Genomic DNA, 19,298 nt, shown 5'->3' with positions numbered 1-19,298 from the left:
CACAACGGCGCGATGGCCCCCTGCCGTGGGGGCCGACCAGGTCAGAGCTTGTCGATCTCCAGCTCGATCTCCTCGGAATCACCGTCGGGAAGTGCGGCGTCGAAGGCGACCCGGGTCTTCTCGAGGTCCTCCGGAGCCGAGCGAACCACGTTGGCCCGCGCCGCGGCAGGACGGGCCACGGGGCCGCGGCCCTCGAGCTTGCTCTTCACCCTGCCCAGCTCGAGCTCGGTGACCTTGAGCGCCCGGGTCTTCTCCTGGAGCGCTGCCTGGAGCCTGGCGACCTCGAGGCCGCGCTGCTGCTCCCGGCGCTCGAGCTCGGCTTTGTGGCGGGCGAGGGTCTCCTCGATCTCCCTGCCGACCCGGCCCTCGATCTCCTTGCGCTCGCGCACGGCGGTCTGGAGCCTCGCGAAGATCTCCTGGAGCCGGGCCTCGAGCGCCGCCTGCTTCTGGGCGCTCTCCCGCTCGATGCGGGAGCGATGGGTGGTGGCGTTCTCGAGGGCGACCTCGAGCTCCTGGATCTTCCGGGCCCTGCCCTGGGTCTGGCTCCCCAGATCCTGCAGGGTGCGACGCTGCTCCGCCGCAGCCTCCTCCGCCTGGGCCTGGAGCGCGGTGAGCTGCGCCTCGAAGCGGGCGGTGGCCTGCCGGTGCTCCTCGTCGCGGCGGCGGGCGCTCTCGCGCTCCGCTGCGAGCTGCTGCCCCAGCTCCTGCACCTGGGCGTTCCTGGTGGCGAGGGCGCTCTTCCCGCCGCGGTCCAGCTCGGCGGCGCGCTCCTCGAGGGTGGCGATCCGGGCCCGGGCCTGCTCGAGGGCGGCGCGGTGCTGCTCCGCCTCCTCGGCCTGTGCGGCGAGGCGGCTCTGCAGCCCGGTGCGATCGAGCTCGGCGCTGCTGCGCAGCTCGTCCCTCTCGGCCTCCGCCTGCTTGAGCCGCTTCTCGAGGCCGCGGATCGTCTCGGTCTTGCCGGCGACCTCGCGCCCGAGCTGCTCCTCGCGCTTCTGCTTCTCCGCCGCCAGGGCGGCGAGCTTCCGATCGAGCTCGGAGGCGGTGGCTGCACGCTGCGCGAGCTCCGCCTGCCAGTTGAGCTCGCGACCCGAGAGCTCGGTGCGCAGTTCCTCTAGGTGGCTCTCCAGCTCCTCGACCTTGAGCCGTGCGTCGGCGAGCTCGCCGCTGAGCTGCTGCTCGCGACCGCCCAGGTCGGAGCGGAGGATCCGCAGCTCCTCCTCGAGCCGCTCGATCTCCGAGCGTGCGTCGACGAGGGATTCGTTGCGCTCGGCGAGGGCGGTGGTGAGCTCCTCTTCCCGGGCGGCGAAGCCTGCGCGCTGCGACTCGAGGTCGTGCTCGAGGCGGGTGGCGCGCTCGTGCTGCGTGGCGATCTCGCCCTCGAGCGCCTCCTCGCGCCGTGCCTTCTCGGCCTGCACCCCGAGCAGCTCGGTCTCGAGTGCGCTGCGCCGCGCCTCGGTGCGATCGATCTCGGTGCGAAGCGCAGCAGCCGCTTCGGCGGCCTCCGCCTGCTCGGCTGCGCGGAGCGCCTCCTCGTTCTCGAGCAGCTGTCGCAGCTCCCCCTCGGTGCGGGACGCAGCCTCGCGGTGGGAAGCGAAGGCCTCCTGCACCTGTCCGAGATCGGCCCGCAGCACCGCCTCGGTCTGCTCGCCGGCGGCGATACGCTCGGCGAGATCCTCCTGGAGCGATTCGATCTCGGCCCGGAGGAGCGCCTCCGCCTGCTCGGCGGTTGCAGCGCGCTCTGCCAGGCGCTGCTCCAGCGATTCGATGGTGGCCTGCAGCTGCTGCTCTGCCGCCTCGGCGCCGGCGGTGCGCTCGGCGAGCTCGCTCTGGAGCGCATCGATCACGCCCCGGAGCTCCGCTTCGGTGCGGGCGCCGATGTCGATGCGTTCGGCGAGGTCCGCCTGGAGCGCCTCGATCTCGCCGCGGAGCGCCGCCTCGGTCTGCTCCGAGGCGACGATGCGCTCGGCGAGCGTGGACTGCAGCGCACCGATCTCGCCGCGGAGCTCCGACTCGGTCCGCTCCGCCGCAGCCGTACGCTCGGCGAGCGTCGCCTGCAGCGCCTCGACCTCCGCGCGCAGCTCCCACTCGGTGCGCTCGCCGCTGGCGATCCGATCGGCGAGCGTGGACTGCAGGCTCTCGATCTCGCGGCGCAGCTCGGACTCGGTCCGCTCGGCCTCGCCGATCCGATCGGCCAGCCTGGTCTGCAGGCGCTCGATCTCCCCCCGCAGCTCGGCTTCGGCCTGCTCTGCTGCGGCGATCCGCTCGGCGAGGTTCGCCTGCAACGCGTCGATCTCCGCGAAGAGCTGCGCCTCGGTCCGCTCCGCGGTGGCGATGCGATCGGAGAGCGTCGACTGCAGCGTCTCGATCTCCTCGCGGAGCGCGCGCTCTGCAGCGGCGGCGGCACCACGGGTATCCGCCAGCTCCAGCTGCAGGGATTCGATCTCCCCGCGGAGCGCAGCGCCGGTACGCTCCCGCTCCTCGCGGGACTCCGCCAGCTCCCCCTCGAGCCGGGCGATCTCACCGACGAGCTCGCCCTCGCGCTGCTCCGCCGCCTCGATCCGCGCAGCGAGCTCCGCCTGGAGCCGCGCGATCTCGGTACCGAGCTCGTGCTCGCGGTCCCGTGCATCCTGCCGGACCTGCGCCAGCTCCTCGTGCGCCGCTGCGAGCGTACCCACGGTCTCGTCGAGCCTGCCCTGCAGATCGGCTTCCGCCGCCAGGGCGCGCTCGGTCTCCGCAGCCAGCCGCGCCTCGAGCTCCTCGTGCCGCTCGACCCAGGCGGCGACCTCGGCGACGAGGGCCTCCTCGCGGGCTTCCTTCTCCGCTGCAAGCGCATCGAACTCCGCGCGCAGCTCTGCCTCGAGATCCGCCTTCTCCGCCCGCAGCGCTTCGAGCTCGCCCTCGAGGGAGCCCACCTGCTCGGCGCGGGCGGAGAGCTCCGCGGAGAGCTCCTCCTCGCGGCGCTCGGCGAGATTGCGGAAGGTGGCGAAGTCGTCGTCGAGGACCGCGAAGCGCTGCTCCCGCTCGGCGATCCGCTCGCCGAGGGATTGCGCGATGCCGTCGCGCTGGGTGCGAAGCGCGTCGCTCTCCGCAGCCTCTTCCTGCAGCTCGATCTCCAGGCTGCAGATCCGATCCTCGAGTGCGCCTACCTGCGCCTCGCGCTCCCTTCGCGCGGCGGCCTCGGCATCGAGGGCCCCTGCTGCACGGGCGAGCGCCGCGTCGGCAGCTGCACCTGCGGTGCGGAGCTGCCACTCGCGGTCGGCCACCGCCGCATCCAGGGCAACGGCGATCGCGCGCTGGAGCCTGCCGGCCTCCGCGAGCCGCTCGTCGATCTCGAGCCGCAGCGCCTGCTCGGTGGCGCGCAGGGACCGCACGTCGTCCGCGAGTCCCGCGATCAGCGTCTCGCGACCGGCGATGGTGCGAAGCAGCTCGTCCTCGTGGGTCTCGAACTGAAGCAGCGCCATCGAGTGTTCGCGCTCGAGTCGATCGAGTTCCTCGGTGAGCCGCAGCACCTCGGCGGCACGGACGGAGAGCTCCTCGCCACGGTTGCCCAGGTCCCGGCGGAGGAGGTTGATCTCGCGTTCCTTGCCGGCGACGACCTCGATCAGCTCCTTCTCCTGGAGGAAGCGCTCGAGCAGGAGGTTGTCGACGTTCTCGCCGTGTTCGCGCTCCTTGCGCAGGAAGAGATCGCGGGCGTCGGTGAGCCGCCGCATCAGGTCGTCGACCTGCATCTTCAGCGACTGGATCTCCACTTCCTTGTCGTGGAGCCTGTCGTCCACCTGCGCCAGCTCGCGCTCGCGGACCGACCAGATCTCGGAGAGACGGGCGATCTGCGCCTCGCGGCCGCGGAGCTCCTCGCGCAGGAGCTGGAGCTTCCCCTCGGGCGTGCCGAGGAGATCGCGGCGCATCCCGCTGCGCCGCGCGCCGGCGCGCGCCTCGGTGAGGAGCTCGGCCTTGCGGTCGGCGATGGTGCCGAAGGTGCGATCGAGGAAGACGCGGTCCTCCTCGGTGATGGCGCTCCGCCGCTCGCGCCGCGGGATCTTCGGCGGGCGAGGCGGTGCGGTCACGGGGATCTCCGCGATCTGCGCCGGCGCCTCGCGGGGACCCTCGCCGAGGAGCGCCTCGTCGAGGCTCTCGCCGAGCTCGTCCTCCTCCGCGTTCGCCGGGGCAGAGGCGGCGTCCTCGTCCGCATCCGCGGTCTCGGCTCCGTCGGCAGCGTCGAGGGCGCCGTCGCCGCCCTCGACCTCCGCGGCCGACTCGTCGTTGGTGGCGGCCTCCGCCTCCTCCACCGGCTCGAGCTCGAGGATCTCCTCCGCGTCGATCTCCTCGACCTCATCGGCTTCCGCCGCATCGGGAGGCGGCGCGAGCCAGGCCACGGTGGCCCGCAGATCGTCCATGGCGAAGGGCACCGAGAGGTAGGCGCTCGCAGCGTACTGCTGGTTGCCGGCGTGCTCCGCGAGGGCTTCCGGCGAGCTGTCGCTGGAGGCGATCACGATCGGCAGATCGGCGAGGGTTCGGTCGCGCCTGAGCCGCGCGCAGAGGCTGAAGCCGTTCTGCTCGGGAAGCTCTGCACGGAGGAAGACGAGGTCGGGGCGCCGCTCCTCGACCTCCCGCAGCGCCTCGGGGGCGCTGTGGGCGACGGTGGTGGCGAAGCCGTCCTCGTGGAGGACGGCAGCCATCTGGAGGGCGAAATCGGCCTCGGGCTCGACGATCAGGATCCGCTTGTTGCGCATTTGGAGGAGATGGTAGCGCGTCGGCGGGCGGACCGGAAATCGAGTTGGGAGAATTTGTGTCCTTTCGTGGGGCGGCTTGCCTACCCGCTATCCCCGCGCGATCACACCACCCCACAGAGCGCAGTGCCCGATCGCTGCACCAGGCGCACGGCGCGCGAGCGGCATCGGGTTCGCTCCGGGTGGCTCAGCCTGCCCCGCCGGCACCACCGGCGCCTGCTGCGCCGCCAGCACCAGCAGCGCCCCCGGCACCGCCTGCCCCACCGGCACCGCCTGCTCCACCGGCACCGCCTGCTCCACCGGCACCGCCTGCGCCTCCAGCGCCGCCCTGCCCTGGCGCCGCGCAGATCGCGCTCCCGGCGCAGGTGCGGTCGTCGCAGTCGACGGCGCCGTTGCCGTCGTCGTCCAGACCGTTGGTGCAGCTCGTCTCGCCGCAAATGGTGCCGCCGCCGACCTGCTCCGTCCGCGCCGCCAGATCGGTTCCCGCGAGGATCTCCGCACAGGCCTGCGGCAGCTCCTGCCCTGCAGGCACGAAGGCGCAGCGGCAGGCCACCGGAAGCGCCAGCACGTTGCCGAGATCCGCCACCTGCTGCACGCCGGCGCCGCCGGCGGAGGTGCCCTCGCAGGCGGAGGTGGCTGCGTCGCCGCTCACGCAGGCGGCATCGCCCGGCGCCTGGATCGCCCGGAGCTGATCGAGGCAGAGGCTGGTCGGCGTCGTTCCCCGGAAGTCCCGCGCCGGCCCGTAGTAGCAGACCTCGCCCGCGGCGAAGGCAGCGGCGAGACCCGACGCACGGTCGGAGAGATAGCGATCGCAGCCCGCCCTGTCGCCGAGGCCCACGGCGAAGCCGCAGCCCGCCAGCGCCGGCTCGTCCGTCCCGGCGCAGAGCGTCGCGGCCCTGCAGACCTCCGCCCGCCACTGCGCGAGGAACGCCCCCGGATCGATCGCCCGGCCCACCGTCCCGTTGCCACCGTCCTCGTCGCCGCTGCAGGCGCCGAGCGCCACCGGCGCGAGGATCGCCGCAACTCCCATCGAGATCCGAATGCTTCTGGCTGCCATGTGCGACTCCGCTCGCGGGGAAGCCGCGCAACCTACCGGCCGCAAACGGCTGCCGCAACGGCGAAGGGACCGTCGCATTCGGGAGCCGAGGGTTGCGCTCGGCCGCTATCGGGCTAAGATCCGGGGACTTTCCCCCGAGGTACCCCACATGCGCACTCCCGTTACCCTCGCCCTCATCTTCGGGCTGACCGTGGGCGCCGCCCCGGCGCTCGCCGCCAAGAAGCGCGGCCCCGGCAAGCCGACCCCCAACCGCGTCGCCGAGCAGTGCAAGGAGCTGCAGGGCGACAAGGCCGAGGGCTGCAAGATCATCGGCACCTATCTCGACCTCTGGAAGCAGCAGAAGTGGAGCGAGCTGAAGAAGCTGCAGCACCCGAAGACCCAGGAGAAGATCGCCAGCGTCAAGAAGATGGTCGGCGAGGATCGCCATCCGATGGCGCCCTGGTACTGGGCCAAGGACACCTACATCCTCCACGACTACAAGGTGGAGGCCGTCGAGCAGGCGGCGATGGGCACCGTCGTCGTCAACACCACCGAGAACAGCTACCGCGTCGAGGAGGACGGCTTCTCCGAGGGCGACGCCGCCAGCTACCTGGCCGGCAAGTTCAAGGGCAAGTGGTACGTGGTGGATCGCCGCGGCGGTGGTGGCGGCTTCGACAAGACCTCGATCGAGATCGGCATGAAGGGCTACTTCGACGAGGCGCCCGCCGAGGCGAAGGCCGACGCGGCGGAGTAATCGCTGCTTCGCGCGGAGACGAGAACGGGCGGTCCGGGTTCGAACCCGACCGCCCGTTTTCCGTTCCTGCTGCCGCTGCAGCGGATCAGCCCTGCTGCACCAGCTCCCGGGCCTGCTCCCGCGCCCGCTGGACGTCGCCCTCGTATTTGAGGAGCACGTTCAGCGTCTCGGTGAGGAGCTGCGGCGAGATGCTCTCGGCGTTGAGCAGCGCCAGCGAGCGGGCCCAGTCGAGGGTCTCGGCGATCGACGGCGCCTTCTTGAGATCGAGCTTGCGGATCTTCTGGACCACCTCGACCACGTGCTGGGCCAGGGCGCTCTGGATCCCGGGGATCCGGCTCCGCACGATCGCCACCTCCCGGGCGGCGTCGGGAAAGTCGACGTAGAGGTGGAGGCAACGGCGCTTGAGGGCGTCGGAGAGCTCCCGGGCCGCGTTGGAGGTGAGGATCACCCGGGGCCGGTTCGTCGCCCGGAAGGTGCCGATCTCCGGGACGGTGACCGCGAAGTCGGCAAGGACCTCGAGGAGGAAGGCCTCGAACTCCGGGTCCGCCTTGTCGATCTCGTCGACGAGCAGGAGCGCCGGCTTCTCGGAGGTGATCGCCCGGAGGATCGGCCGGGGGAGGAGAAAGCGCTCCGAGAAGAAGACGCTCTCGCTGGTCCCAATCCGATCCACCGCCTCGGCCATGGTCCGGGTGCCCGCCAGGGTCTCGCCGATCTTGTCCTTGAGCAGCTGGGTATAGAGGAGCTGCTTGGCGTACTCCCACTCGTAGAGCGCCTTGCTCTCGTCCAGCCCCTCGTAGCACTGCAGCCGGATCAGCTCGCGGCCGGTGGCCTGCGCCAGGGCCAGCGCCAGCTCGGTCTTGCCCACGCCGGCAGGTCCCTCCACGAGCACCGGCTTCTCGAGGCGCTCGGCGAGGAAGGCGGTGGTGGCGATCTCCCGGGACGGCAGGTAGCCGGCCTGCCCCAGGCGGGATTCGACGTCGGCGATGCTCTCGAAGGTGGTCGGGCTGGACATGGGGCGCGAATCAACCACCCCGCAGATGCCGCGTCAACGCAGCCGCGCTTCCGTGGTTCGGCGGGGACGCTATGGCAAGAATGCCATGGGAGTTCACCGAAGAACGCCCCCCATGCGCCCGCAAGTCCCTGGATTTCCTCATCTCGAAATCGCCAAGCATGCGGGCACAGGGAATGCAAGTGCTATCGAGCATGGACGCTCTGGTACCCGCCCCGGCAGCCGGGGGGACATCCCGCTGGAATCTCGCGCTGAAGGGGCTTCTCCTTCTGCTGGTCCTGGTGCTGCCGGGCGGATCGCTCATCCTCCTCGCGCTCGCCCTGTGGCGCGGCGTGAAGGCGGCCCGAACGGAGAGCGCCTCCGGCGGCGAGATCTCCATCGGCACCCTGCGCCACGCCACCTTCCGGGCGTGGCGGGAGCTCCGGACCCACTCCCACGAAGTACCCGCCGCGCGGCAGCATCCCGGCAGCATCGCCGCCTGATCAGATCGCCAGGTCGATCCGGACCCGCAGCGGCTCCCCCTCCATCGCGCTCACCGCAGCGAAGGTGCCCTCACCGGTGCGGGTGAAGTGCAGGCTCACCCTGCCCGGTCCGATCTGCATGCCGCGGACGTGCACGTCCTCCAGCCAATGCGGCAGCCGCGGGTTCTGGATTTGGAGTGTGCGCCTGGGCGCGTCGGGCTGCAGGCCGAGGCAGGCGCGCAGGAGCAGGAAGAAGGCGGCGGAGGACCAGGCCTGCGGCGAGCAGGCCACCGGGTAGTGCACGGGGAAGTCGCCCTGCCTGCGGCCGAGGCCGCAGAAGAGCTCGGGCAGGCGGTGGTGCCGGAAGTGCCGGCTGGCGAGGTAGAGCCCCTCGAGCACCTCCACCGCGAGGCCGTTCATCCCGTAGTTGGCGAGGCCCATGGCGCAGAGGGCGTTGTCGTGGGGCCAGACCGTTCCGTTGTGGTAGCTGAGCGGGTTGTAGGCGAGCTGCCCGCTGGCGAGGGTCCGGATCCCCCAGCCGCTGAACATCCCCCTGCCGAGGAGCACCTCGCCCACGCGGCGGGCGCGCTCCGGCACCGCCGCCCTGCACCAGAGCAGGTGGCCGGGGTTGGAGGTGATGGCGTCGACCTGGCGCTTCTCGCCGTCCAGGGCCTCGGCGTACGTGCCCTTCTCCTCCATCCAGAAGCGCTCGTCGATCCGCTGCGCCATCGCCTGCGCCTCCGCTGCGAGGCGGGTGGCCTCCTCCGGAATCCCGAAGCGGCGGTAGAGCTGCGCCATCCGGCGCTTGGCATCGAAGACGTAGCCCTGCACCTCCACCAGCGCGATCGGCCCCCTGGCGACGGTGCCGTCGGCGAAGATCACGCCGTCGCGGGAGTCCTTCCACCCCTGGTTGTCGAGGCCCCGGGCGCCCTTCTTCTCGTACTCGACGAAGCCGTCGCCGTCGGGATCGCCCCACTCGTCGATCCACTGCAGCGCCCGTGCAGCTGCGGGTAGGAGCTCGCTCACGGCGCTGCGGTCGTCGGTCCAGAGGAAGTACTCGGAGAGCAGGATCAGCCACAGCGGCGTGGCGTCCACCGTGCCGTAATAGGGCGTGTGGGGGATCTCGCCGGCGCGCGCCATCTCCCCGGTCCTAACCTCGTGGAGGATCTTGCCGGGCTCCTCGTCCCGCTCGGGATCGATTTTCGTGCCCTGGTGCGCCGCCAGGTAGACCAGCGCGTCGCGGGCGAGCTGCGGCGCCACCGGCATCGCCTCGTAGGCGGTGAGGAGCGTGTCCCGGCCGAAGGGGCAGGTGTACCAGGGGATGCCCGCAGCGATCACCGGCTCGCCCCCGCGCTCGGATTGCAGCGCCCGCAGATCGGCGATCGACTGCGCGAGCCCCGCGTCGAAATAGGCGTCGCCGGTCTCGATCGAGGTGCATGCGTGTCGCCACGTGCGGTAGACGCCGCGGGCCGACTCGGCCTGCACCTCGTAGGGAAGGTGCTCCACCGACGGCTCGTCGTCGAAGCGCGCGGCGACGCGGAGCTCGACCACCGCGGAGGCGTTCGGCTCGAGGTGGAGATCGAAGCGCGCCCGCTGCGCCTCGATCTCCGAGGGCCCGCCGCGGAGCGTGATCTCGCTCCGGTAGCGCCTGCCGTCGCGGCCGAGGTAGCGGGCGATCACCGCGTCGCCCTGGATCTCCGGGACGCGATATTGCCCCCGCGCCTCGCGCCGCATGCCGCGGATCTCGAAGACGTCGGCGAAATCCGCGGCCCAGGCGAGCTCGAGCCAGAAGTCGATGGGATGGGTGACGAAGTTGGTGAGGGTGTAGCGATCGACGAATTGCTCGTGGACCAGCTGCTCGCGGCGCAGGTGGAGGAAGTTGACCGGATCGCCGAGGAAGATGCCGCCGAACGCACGGGTGGTGACGGTCATGTCGATCTGGGTGACGTAGTCCGTAGATGTCTGCGTGGAGAGCACCACCGGCGGGCCGCCGGAGACCGAGAGCTCCAGGTAGGAGAGAAAGCGGGTGTCCTCGCGGAAGAAGCCCATGTCGCGGGCACCTGCCGGCGCGATGTCGCCCCGGCGGTTGGTCACCGCGAAATGGTCGCCGCTCTTCAGCGTGAGCTTCTCGACCGCCGTCGATTCGCCGGCGAGCGAGGGGTCGTCGTAGCCGAAGAGCTCGGCGCCGGAGATCGGCTCGCCCGGCCGCCGTGCAGCGCGCTGTCTCATGGGCACGGAACCTCCTTCCAGGGGAACGCCGCCTGTGCCCCGCGCGCCGCGATCGCCTCGCGGTAGACGTCGACGTAGGCATCGGCCATGCGCCGGCTGGAGAAGCGCTCGATGGCACGGGCGCGGACCCGGCGCCGATCGAGCCGCGGCACCTCGTCGCGCACCAGCCGCACCATGTCGTCGCCGTCCCTGGCGACGAAGCCGGTGAGGCCCGGCTCCACCACCTCCTCGACGGCGCCGCCGCGGAACGCCACCACCGGGCAGCCGCAGAGCATCGCCTCGATCATCACCAGCCCGAAGGGCTCCTCCCACGCGATGGGAAAGAGCAGCGCGTCGGCGCCGCCGAGGAGCCGGATCTTCCCACCGTGGCCGAGCTCCCCGAGGGGGCGCACGTGATCCTGATCCAGCAGCTGGCGGAGCACCCGGTCCTGGAAGCCGGCGTCGTCGGGGTGCGGCCTGCCGCCCATGCGCAGCTCCCTGCCGAGCCGGCCGGCGACTTCGATTGCCGTGTGGGGTCCCTTCACCTCGGCGAATCTGCCGAGGAAGGCGAGGTAGCCCTGCCCTTCCGGGCCGAAGGGATAGAGCGCCGGATCGAGACCGTGGTGGACCACCACCCGCCGCGGAAGCTCGGGGTGCAGGGCCGCCTGCATGGCGGAGATGGCCACGTACTGCACGCCGGGCGGGAGGGCCGCGTAGAAGCGGCTGAGCCGCTCGTCCCGGTCGTGGTGCATCGTGTAGACCACCGGCACGTCGTCCAGCGTCCGGGCGAAGGGCAGAAAGGTGGCGACGTGGGCGTGGACGACGTCGAATGGTCGGGCGCTGCGTCGAATCGCGTCCGCCGCCCACGACGCATGCGCCAGCTCGGCGAGTGGCTCCGGCGGCCAGACCGGCGTGGCGAAGAGCGAGCGGCAGGTGCAATCGACCTGCGAGTCGCCGGTGGCGAAGAGCACCACCTCGTGGCCACGGAGTTCGAGGCGCCGGACCAGCTCTGCGACCACCAGCTCGGTTCCCCCGTAGCGTACGGGCGGGACCGCAACGAAGGGCGTCGAGACCACCGCGACCCGAAGCCGCGGCGACGCGCCCTGCCGAATGGACCGGTCCACACCCACCTCCTGCGCCTTCCGCGAAGGGTGGCGACGCAGTGGGTCGAAGGCGAGCCTCGGCCGGGCTGCGGGGCGGTCGGGAATCGTGCTGCAGCGGAACGGCGAATCAGGCCCAGTCGAAGCGGCCGGCGCTCGCGTCCCACGCACGGGTGCGCGCCCCTGCCAGGCGGCCCGCCTCGATCCGGTAGAGGCCGTAGCGGCCGGTGCGATCCGGGCGCTGGTCCACGCGGGTGGCGCTGCCCGGACAGAGCACCGGCACGGGCCTGTCGCCGAGGATCAGGTCGAGGCGCATCTCCTTGTGCCGGTGGCCGTGGAGCACGAGGCCGACGTTCGCCTGCTGCAGCGCGGCGAGGACGTCCGGTGCGTTCTCCAGCGGCGTCGGATCCTTGGGATCGACGGCCTGCTCGTCCTCCTTCGAGAGGCGCAGGTGGTGGTGGATCAGGACCACCAGCATCCGGGAGCGGAGTCGCTCGTCCGCAGCCAGCTGCCGCAGCCGCTCGAGCTGCGCCGGGGCCACGTAGCCCTTCACGTCCGCGGGGTTGGCACCGGGCACGAAGGGGGAGGAATCGAGCGCCACCAGCGCCACGTCCCGCCCCAGCAGATGGCAGAAGGGGAAGCCCTCGCCGCCCAGGTCGCAGAGGCTGAAGTCGCCGAAGGTCCGCTCGAAGAAGCGCCCCACCACCGCCGCCTCGCTCCACCGGTCGTGGTTGCCCGGCAGCGCGGTCACGCGGATCCCCGGCAGGTGCGCGTCGATGTAGGCCCGCGCCCGCTCGAATTCGTCACGGCGGGCGGTCTGGGTGATGTCGCCGGTGAGGACCACGTGATCCGGCCGGAACGAGGCCAGATCGGCGAGGAGGCGATCGAGCAGCTGCTCGGAGTGCTTGCGCACCTTCGCCTTCCAGCCGTCGGCGTAGTCGCGCTCGTCGGCGACGTGGATGTCGGTCAGGTGGGCCAGGAGCACGGGGCGAATGCTACCGCAGGCCCCGGCCTCCCCCAAGCGTCCTCGCCCCCACGGACGGGGCCGCGCGACATTCGCGTTTGCAGTGGGACTGCCGAGCGACGATGTTGCGTGCGATGCGCTACGACACGAGCCGCGAGGCCATGGAGCGGGACAGCCAGGTCGAGTTCTACAACTCCGGCGGCCCGGGCGGACAGAAGAAGAACAAGACGGACAACGCGGTGCGGCTGCGCCACGAGCCCTCGGGCGCGGTGGTCACCGCCTCCGAGGAGCGGAGCCGGATCCGGAACCTCGAGAGGGCCTGGGAGCGACTCGCCGCGCGACTCGAACAGCTGAACTACGTCCCGAAGAAGCGGCGCCCCACCCGGCCCACCCTCGGCTCGCAGCGGCGCCGGATCGAGGGCAAGGTGAAACGCGGCTCGGTCAAGCGGATGCGCGGCTCCGTGCGGGACGACTGAGGTTGGGGTCAGGGCAGCGACATGCCCGCGACCGGCTCCACGAAGCAGGCCCTCTCCCCACCCGTGCCGACCACGACGCAGGCGAGGCCACCCTCGCAAGGTTCCGTATCGGAGCAGAGGGAGAGGCACGAGGCACCGGCGCCGCCGAGAAGGAAACAGGCGGCGTCGGCACCGCAATCCGCGTCGGAGCTGCAGGCCTTGGAGCAGATCCCGGCGATGCCCTGCTGGTTCTCCCCGACCTGCACGCATTTGCGGCCGGGGCATTCCTCGCCGGTCGAGCAGGAGCGCTCGAAGCGCGGCGCCACGTCTGCGGCCCCTTCGTCCTCCGCCCCACACCCCGACGCGCCCTGGAGCACGAGCAGCAGCGCCGGCATCCACCACGACTGCTTCACCGCTTTCCCTCCGCGGGGCGACGCCGCCGCCCCTGCGGGAGAAGGTAGCCACCGCCTGCTCGCTCCGCAGGCCGATCAGAGCGGCCGGTACACGCGGTAGTCGATCTCGGGGAAGATGTTGTCCCGCGACTCGGTCCACGCGAGCCAGCCCTCGTCGATCATCCCGGAGCGGATCTGGTCGTGGAGGCGGTTGAAGCGGAGCACGTGCTCCTTGGTCCGGCGCACCGCGTACTCGACCATGGTGCCGGTCTTCATGATGAAGGCCCAGTCGGAGGACTGCGCGAGCAGGAGCTCCCGGGCCGACTGGTTGAGCGCCCTGCGCTCCAGGTCGGTGGGCTCGTTGTAATCGCGCGCCAGCGAGATCATCCGCTCCGCCGCCTTGTGGAGGTGGCGGTAGATCCAGTCGTTGGAGCCGTCGAGCCAGACCCCGGCATAGCCGCCGGCACCCCAGGAGCAGAGCGGCGGCGTCGCCACCTGCTGCCCCGGGTTCTCGCGGAGATAGTCGGAGGCCGCGGCCAGCTTGAACGTCTTCTGATCGTGCACGGCCTTGCGGATGAACATCTCCAGGAAGACCGGCCCCTCGAACCACCAGTGGCCGTAGAGCTCCGCGTCGTAGGGGGCGAGGACCACGGGCTTGCGCTCGTCGCCCATCACGCCGGCGAGATGCTCGATCTGCTTGGTCCTGTTGAACATGAAGTTCGACGCGTGCTCGTCGGCCCGGGCGAACGCCGCCTCCCAGTCGTAGAAATCCTTGTGCGGATTCTTGCCGGTGATGCGGTGGTATTTGATGCCGGTGTTCTTCCGCTCGCCGGTGGCCTGGATGTAGGGACGGATGTAGTCGTAGTCGAGGTCGTAGCCCACGTCCCGGTAGAACTCCCGGTAGTCGGGGTGCCCGGGGTAACCGGTCTCTGCGCTCCAGACCTGCTCGCTCGACTCGGGATCGCGGCCGAAGGCGGCGACGCCTGCAGAGGTGTAGAGCGGCGCGTAGACGCCGTAGCGCGGACGGGGGGTGGCATCGAGGATGCCGTGGGTGTCGACGAAGAAGTAGCGGATCCCCTCGGCGGCGAGGAAGCGCTCGACGCCGGGGTAGTAGCCGCACTCCGGCAGCCAGATGCCCACCGGATCCCGGCCGAAGTGGTGCCGGTAGTGGACCGCCGCCACGGTGATCTGCGCCCGCACCGCCTCGGGGTGGATCTGCATGAGCGGCAGGAAGCCGTGGGTCGCGCCGCAGGTGATGATCTCGAGGCAGCCCTGGTCCTGGAGCCGGCGCATCGCGCCGACGATGTCCTTGCGGTAGCGCTCGTGCCACAGCCAGCGGGTGTGGTTGAAGTGGTGCTGGTAGAACTGCGCCGACTTGTGGATCCGGGGATCGCCGCTGCGCGTCCGGTGCACTTCCTTGTCGGCGAGCTCGCAGAGCTTGTCGATGTGCCGGCTGTAGCGGTTCTGGAGCAGCTCGTCGCGGAGCATCTGCACGAGCGGCGGCGTCATCGTCATCGTCACGCGAAACGGGATCCCCTCCTCCGCCAGCTTCTCGAAGCGGGAGATGAGCGGGATGTACGTCTCGGTGATCGCCTCGTAGAGCCAATCCTCCTCGAGGAAATGCTCGTGCTCGGGATGGCGGACGAACGGCAGGTGTGCGTGCAACTGGAGGATGAGGTAACCCTGCATCGTCTACGCTCCCTCGTAACGGGTGCCGGACCAGGGGCGAGCGCTCGAGCTGCCGCCGCCGGGAACGCCGGGCGGCAGATTTTCCGAGGCGCCGAGGGGCCTTCCCGCGCTGGCGGAATGGAGCGCGTCGCGCTCCTCGCCGGAGAAGCCCGCCTCCGCCTGTGCCCTGCTGAAGAGATCGTGGCGGCGGGAGAGCGGCATGCCCCACGACAGCATCACGAAGCGATCGTCGAGGACCGGTGACGGCCCCCGCGGCGGAAGGCCGATGGTGTTGGACGGCTTGCCGATCCGGTTCTGCCCGCCGTTGGTGCCGTAGAAGAAGAGCTCCACCCGGTAGTGCCGGCCCGGCGCCAGCTCGTTGATGTAGAAGGATCGGGATTCGAGCGCGAAGTCGAGCTCGCGCACGAGACGCCCCTGCTCGAAGACCCGCATCCGCGCGTGCGGATTCTCCAGGCCGCGCATCGCTTCCTGCACCGTGTGGTGGGCGTAGTCCCAGTAGACCCAGAGCGTGTAGGGATCCCGGGGCAGCACGATCAGCGCATCGTCGCCATAGGACCAGGGCAGCTCGCCCAGCCCCTCGTCGTAGGCCGGCGCTGCGGGCGCCTCCGCGAGCGCCTCCTCCGCAGCGGCCTCTGCCTCGAGCTCCTCGTCGAGGGCCCCCGGCTCGGCGAGGCGATCCTCGGTGAGGGCGTGCGGCGCGTCGTGGGCCGCCTTCTCGCCGCGGACGCGGGAGACGAAAAAGCCTTCGGGGCGTGGCTCGCGGGCGCTCCCAGGGCTTCCAGGCCCCTGCTCCCACGCGTGCTCGTCGCCGGCGTCGGCGGCGGGCCTCTCCTCGGCTCCAGGTGCTGCAGCGGGGCGCTTCCGTCCCATCGCCGCGGTGATTGCCTCGATCAGCTCGGAGCGGGTCTCGAGGTTCGGGTGACCCGGCCCCACAACGCTGCGCGCGAGCTCGCGGAGAGCCCGCAGGGTCATGTTCTTCAGGTCCTTGAGCTCTGCCACCACGGGCCTCGCTGCTAGATGGGCGTACCGCGCGCGGAGCTGCTGCAGGCGCTCGAGCCACCGGCCCAGTCCTGGCACGCGTCGGGCGACGTCCGCCCAATCGTACGGAAATTCCTTCACTTGGCTGCCCTCTCCCAACCTGCACCCGGGGCATCGAAGGGCGGCGTGTAGGTATGCACCAGCGGGGTATAGGGCAACCGGATGCGGCCTTTCAACGCGCCATCCGGGAGCGTCGTCGGGGACCGTTCAGTTCTTCCCATCCCGCGGGGGAAACGCAACCCAAACGGCCTGATTTCCGTAGTTTGTCCGCCCAAAAAAGATGTCGTCGATCCGCCGCGAAGACGACCGCAAGCGGGCAGCCGCGCTGCTGCCGTGCAGCTGGGGCGCAGCGCTGCCGCCCCTCGTACCGGCACTTTCCTGCGCACGGGAGAGAGCGTAGGCTCCGCCGGCCTTGACCTCCCCAGACCCACGCAACCTCCTCCTCCTCCAGCAGGCGGGCATCCCCGCAGGCGCCCTCGACGCCGCAACCGGCGCCTGTGCGGAGACCGCCGATCCCGCGGCGACCGCGGGCGCCCTCGCCCGCTGGGTCGAGGCCTGGATCGCCCGCTACCAAACCCCGCCCCGCCTCGATCCGGTGCTCCTCGGCAGGCTCGTGCCGGTCCTCGCCGGGAGCCGCTTCCTCGTCCGGGAGCTCTGCGCGCGGCCGCGCCTCGCCATGCACCTCGCCGCCACCCCCTTCTACGAGGTGGCCAAGCCCCGCGAGCGCCTCCTCCGGGAGCTGCGCCGCCGCGTCGGCAGGGTGCCGAAGGACGACGAAGCGGGCCTGCTCCGGGCGCTGCGGCGCTTCAAATACCGCGAGTTCCTCCGGCTCGCCGCCCGCGACCTCGGCGGTAGCGGCCCGCTGCCCGACGTGGCGGCGGAGCTCTCGCTGCTCGCCGAGGTCTGCGTCGAGGTGGCGCTGGAGCGGATCGCGGCGGAGAGCGCAGCCCGCCACGGCGAGCCCGCCGGCGCCGCCGGGCTGCCCGGTCTCGGACTCTCGGTGCTGGGCATGGGCAAGCTCGGCGCCGGGGAGCTCAACTTCTCCTCGGACATCGACCTCATCCTCCTCTACCGCGCCGAGGGCGAGACCGCCGGCGGTCCCGGAGGCAGGATCCCCAACCGGCAGTTCTACGCCCGGGTGGCGGAGCGGCTGGTCAAGGCGCTCTCCGCCGCCACCGAGGACGGCTTCGTCTTCCGCGTGGATCTCGATCTGCGCCCCGAGGGCCGGGCGGGCCCCATCGCCCAGAGCGCCGACAGCGCCTACCGGTACTACGAGGCGAAGGGCCGCACCTGGGAGCGGGCGGCGCTCCTCAAGGCCCGGGCGATGGCGGGCGACGTGGAGCTGGGCGAGGAGCTCCTCGAGAGCCTCGCGCCCTTCATCTACCGGCGCACCCTCGATCTGCAGGCGGTGGAGGAGATCCGGGCGATGAAGGCCCGGATCGATCGGGAGACCGCCGCGGGCTGGGACGATCTCAAGCTCGGCCCCGGCGGGATCCGCGAGGCGGAGTTCGTCGCGGTGGCGCTGCTCCTGCTCTACGCCGGCAAGGACGCGAGGCTGCGGGAGCGCGGCACCCTCGCCGCCCTCGACAAATTGCTCTTCGCCGGCCGCCTCTCCGCCCGCGACCGCGACGAGCTCGCGGCGGGCTGGCTCCTCCTCCGCCGCGCCGAGCACCGGATCCAGACCCTCGACGAACGGCAGACCCACAGGCTCCCGGCAGGCGACGCCGACCGGCGCCGCATCGCCCTCGGCCTCGGCTACCAGGGCCCGCCGGAGGCAGCGCTCGCCACCTTCCTCGCCGAGCTCCGCGCCCGCCGCGAGCACGTGGGCGAGATGTTCGGCGATCTGCTCGGCGTCTCCGGCGCGGCGCCGCGGGAGCAGGATCCGGTGCTGCAGCGTGCCCTCGATCCCGCCCGCCCCGACGCCGAGCGGATCCAGGCGCTGGCGGAGCGCGGCTTCTTCGATCCCGCCTCGGCGCTGGCCGAGCTCGAACGCCTCGCCCGCAGGCCGGACACGCCCTTCGCGGAGAACCCGCCGGTGGCGCTGGAGGGACAGGCCGAGGAGCTGGTGGCGGAGGCGACCCGCACCCCCAACCCCGATCAGGCGATGCGCCACCTCGCCAACTTCGGCTCGGCGCTGCTGCGGCCCGGGCCGTGGTTCGAGCTCCTCGCCAGGAACCCGGCCACCGCGCGCCTCCTCCTCGAACTCTTCGGCACCAGCGACTTCCTCTCGAAATATTTCGTGCGCCACCCCGAGCTCCTCGACGGCCTGATCCGCCGGGATCTCGCCGTGCCGCGGAAGGGAGCCGAGCTCCTCCACACCGAGGCGGCGGCGCGGATGGCGGGCAGGGAGGCGGACGATCTCGAGGGACGGCTCGCGGCCCTTCGCCGCTTCAAGAACGAGGAGGTGCTGCGGATCGGCCTGAACGACGTCTCGGGCGCCCTCGATCTCGAAGGGGTGATGGCGGAGCTCACCGCCGTGGCGGACGCCTGCCTGCGCCAATCGCTGGCGCTGGCGCGCAGCGAGCTGGTGGAGCGGTACGGCGAGCCCGGCGGCGGCTCGCGGATGGCGGTGCTCGGCCTCGGCAAGCTCGGCGGCGCCGAGCTGGGCTACCACTCGGACCTCGACCTGATCTTCCTCTACGCCCACTCCGAGGGCGAGAGCGAGGGCGGCTCCCGCGGCCAGATCGCCAACCCCGAGTGGTTCGCGCGGCTCGCGCAGCGGCTCCTCTCCCACCTGCAGGTGCCGCTGCGGGAAGGCACCCTCTACAAGATCGACACCCGCCTCCGCCCCTCCGGCAGCCAGGGAGCGCTGGTGGTCTCCCTCGCCGCACTCGCCGCCTACCACGCCCGCGAGAGCGCGCTCTGGGAGCGGCAGGCGCTGCTGCGGGCCCGCTGGGTCGCAGGTGACGCAGCGGTGGCGGCGCGGGCGTGGCGCGAGGTGCTCTCGCCCACGCTCTTCCGCGCCGATCTCGATCCGGAGGAGACCGCCCGGGCAATCGCCGCGATGCGCGCGAGGATGGAGGCGGAGATCTCCGGGGAGAAGGAGGGCGTCCGCAATCCCAAGACCGGCTACGGCGGCCTCGTGGACTTGGAGTTCGCGGTGCAATACCTGCTGCTGGTCCACGGCGCCGCCGACCCGGCGCTCTGCTCCCCCAACACCATGGAGGCGATGCGCCGCCTCGCAGCAGCGGGGCTCCTCGCCGAGGGGGACGCGGCGATCCTCGCCGACGCGTACCGCTTCCTGCGGCGCCTCGAGCTGCGCATGCAGATCGTCCACGACCGCGAGACCGGCCACCTGCCCCGGACCCCTTTCGACCGCCTCACCCTGGCGAGGCGGATGGGCTATGCGGGGGCCCGCTCCGGTGACGACCTCCTCGCCGATTACGAACGAATCACCCACGGCGTCCGGGAGGCTTTCCGGAGAATCCTCGGGATCGCGTGAAGAAGTGAGGCGGTGCCGCCGTC

The 19,298-nt window shown here is 71.5% G+C and carries 13 protein-coding genes; 4 read left to right on the top strand and 9 right to left on the bottom strand.

Annotated features, from left to right (window positions below; genetic code table 11):
• Window positions 1–41: 41 nt before the first annotated feature.
• Both ACESMR_RS20780 and ACESMR_RS20775 read right to left on the bottom strand, forming a co-directional pair.
• Complete coding sequence (locus ACESMR_RS20780; protein ID WP_373049042.1) at window positions 42–4,730, bottom strand: response regulator; 4,689 nt, start codon at window positions 4,728–4,730, stop codon at window positions 42–44.
• Window positions 4,731–4,914: 184 nt separating this feature from the next.
• Window positions 4,915–5,784: a hypothetical protein gene (locus ACESMR_RS20775; protein WP_373049041.1), complete on the bottom strand. Its 870-nt coding sequence runs from the start codon at window positions 5,782–5,784 to the stop codon at window positions 4,915–4,917.
• Between the two features lie 148 nt (window positions 5,785–5,932).
• On the opposite strand from ACESMR_RS20775, the gene ACESMR_RS20770 reads away from it, so the two are divergent.
• Entirely contained in the window at window positions 5,933–6,517 is a 585-nt protein-coding gene (locus tag ACESMR_RS20770) for a hypothetical protein (RefSeq protein WP_373049040.1), read from the top strand.
• A gap of 85 nt (window positions 6,518–6,602) precedes the next feature.
• Here the strand turns inward: ACESMR_RS20770 and ACESMR_RS20765 are convergent, their stop codons facing one another.
• Window positions 6,603–7,529, bottom strand: a complete 927-nt coding sequence (locus ACESMR_RS20765) for an AAA family ATPase (protein ID WP_373049039.1) — start codon at window positions 7,527–7,529, stop codon at window positions 6,603–6,605.
• Window positions 7,530–7,720: 191 nt separating this feature from the next.
• Between ACESMR_RS20765 and ACESMR_RS20760 the strand changes: the two genes are divergently transcribed.
• On the top strand, window positions 7,721–8,008 hold the full coding sequence (locus tag ACESMR_RS20760; protein ID WP_373049038.1) for a hypothetical protein: 288 nt from the start codon (window positions 7,721–7,723) through the stop codon (window positions 8,006–8,008).
• On the opposite strand, the gene ACESMR_RS20755 is transcribed toward ACESMR_RS20760, so the two are convergent.
• The 3 genes from ACESMR_RS20755 to ACESMR_RS20745 all read right to left on the bottom strand — a co-directional run bounded on the left by ACESMR_RS20755 (window position 8,009) and on the right by ACESMR_RS20745 (window position 12,280).
• Window positions 8,009–10,216, bottom strand: coding sequence for a glycogen debranching N-terminal domain-containing protein (locus tag ACESMR_RS20755; RefSeq protein WP_373049037.1), 2,208 nt, complete (start codon window positions 10,214–10,216; stop codon window positions 8,009–8,011).
• Entirely contained in the window at window positions 10,213–11,319 is a 1,107-nt protein-coding gene (locus ACESMR_RS20750) for a glycosyltransferase family 4 protein (protein ID WP_373049036.1), read from the bottom strand. Before ACESMR_RS20750 ends, ACESMR_RS20755 begins: the two co-directional genes overlap by 4 nt.
• 106 nt (window positions 11,320–11,425) lie before the next feature.
• Window positions 11,426–12,280, bottom strand: a complete 855-nt coding sequence (locus ACESMR_RS20745) for a metallophosphoesterase family protein (RefSeq protein WP_373049035.1) — start codon at window positions 12,278–12,280, stop codon at window positions 11,426–11,428.
• Between the two features lie 101 nt (window positions 12,281–12,381).
• On the opposite strand from ACESMR_RS20745, the gene ACESMR_RS20740 reads away from it, so the two are divergent.
• Window positions 12,382–12,735 (top strand): peptide chain release factor-like protein, encoded by a 354-nt coding sequence (locus ACESMR_RS20740; RefSeq protein ID WP_373049034.1) that lies wholly within the window; start codon window positions 12,382–12,384, stop codon window positions 12,733–12,735.
• 8 nt (window positions 12,736–12,743) lie between these two features.
• On the opposite strand, the gene ACESMR_RS20735 is transcribed toward ACESMR_RS20740, so the two are convergent.
• The 3 genes from ACESMR_RS20735 to ACESMR_RS20725 form a co-directional block, all read right to left on the bottom strand.
• Window positions 12,744–13,127 carry a hypothetical protein gene (locus ACESMR_RS20735; RefSeq protein ID WP_373049033.1) on the bottom strand — a complete coding sequence of 128 codons (384 nt, stop codon included), beginning with the start codon at window positions 13,125–13,127 and terminating at the stop codon, window positions 12,744–12,746.
• A gap of 75 nt (window positions 13,128–13,202) precedes the next feature.
• Window positions 13,203–14,795 (bottom strand): glycoside hydrolase family 57 protein, encoded by a 1,593-nt coding sequence (locus ACESMR_RS20730; protein ID WP_373049032.1) that lies wholly within the window; start codon window positions 14,793–14,795, stop codon window positions 13,203–13,205.
• 3 nt (window positions 14,796–14,798) lie between these two features.
• Window positions 14,799–15,794 carry a DUF4912 domain-containing protein gene (locus ACESMR_RS20725; protein ID WP_373049031.1) on the bottom strand — a complete coding sequence of 332 codons (996 nt, stop codon included), beginning with the start codon at window positions 15,792–15,794 and terminating at the stop codon, window positions 14,799–14,801.
• Window positions 15,795–16,245: 451 nt separating this feature from the next.
• On the opposite strand from ACESMR_RS20725, the gene glnE reads away from it, so the two are divergent.
• The gene (gene glnE / locus ACESMR_RS20720) at window positions 16,246–19,275 is read left to right on the top strand and encodes a bifunctional [glutamate--ammonia ligase]-adenylyl-L-tyrosine phosphorylase/[glutamate--ammonia-ligase] adenylyltransferase (RefSeq protein WP_373049030.1); all 3,030 of its coding nucleotides are present in this window, start codon (window positions 16,246–16,248) and stop codon (window positions 19,273–19,275) included.
• Window positions 19,276–19,298: the final 23 nt, after the last annotated feature.

The organism is Vulgatibacter sp. (assembly GCF_041687135.1).
Lineage (GTDB): Bacteria > Myxococcota > Myxococcia > Myxococcales > Vulgatibacteraceae > JAWLCN01.
This window is presented reverse-complemented; position numbering and strand designations above follow the sequence as displayed.

Excerpts from the sequence above, each read along its gene's own strand:
- ACESMR_RS20760 (WP_373049038.1), top strand. The coding sequence starts at position 7,721 with ATGGACGCTCTGGTACCCGCCCCGGCAGCCGGGGGGACATCCCGCTGG.
- ACESMR_RS20780 (WP_373049042.1), bottom strand. The coding sequence starts at position 4,730 with ATGCGCAACAAGCGGATCCTGATCGTCGAGCCCGAGGCCGATTTCGCC.
- ACESMR_RS20765 (WP_373049039.1), bottom strand. The coding sequence starts at position 7,529 with ATGTCCAGCCCGACCACCTTCGAGAGCATCGCCGACGTCGAATCCCGC.
- ACESMR_RS20740 (WP_373049034.1), top strand. The coding sequence starts at position 12,382 with ATGTTGCGTGCGATGCGCTACGACACGAGCCGCGAGGCCATGGAGCGG.
- ACESMR_RS20730 (WP_373049032.1), bottom strand. The coding sequence starts at position 14,795 with ATGCAGGGTTACCTCATCCTCCAGTTGCACGCACACCTGCCGTTCGTC.
- ACESMR_RS20770 (WP_373049040.1), top strand. The coding sequence starts at position 5,933 with ATGCGCACTCCCGTTACCCTCGCCCTCATCTTCGGGCTGACCGTGGGC.
- ACESMR_RS20775 (WP_373049041.1), bottom strand. The coding sequence starts at position 5,784 with ATGGCAGCCAGAAGCATTCGGATCTCGATGGGAGTTGCGGCGATCCTC.
- ACESMR_RS20755 (WP_373049037.1), bottom strand. The coding sequence starts at position 10,216 with ATGAGACAGCGCGCTGCACGGCGGCCGGGCGAGCCGATCTCCGGCGCC.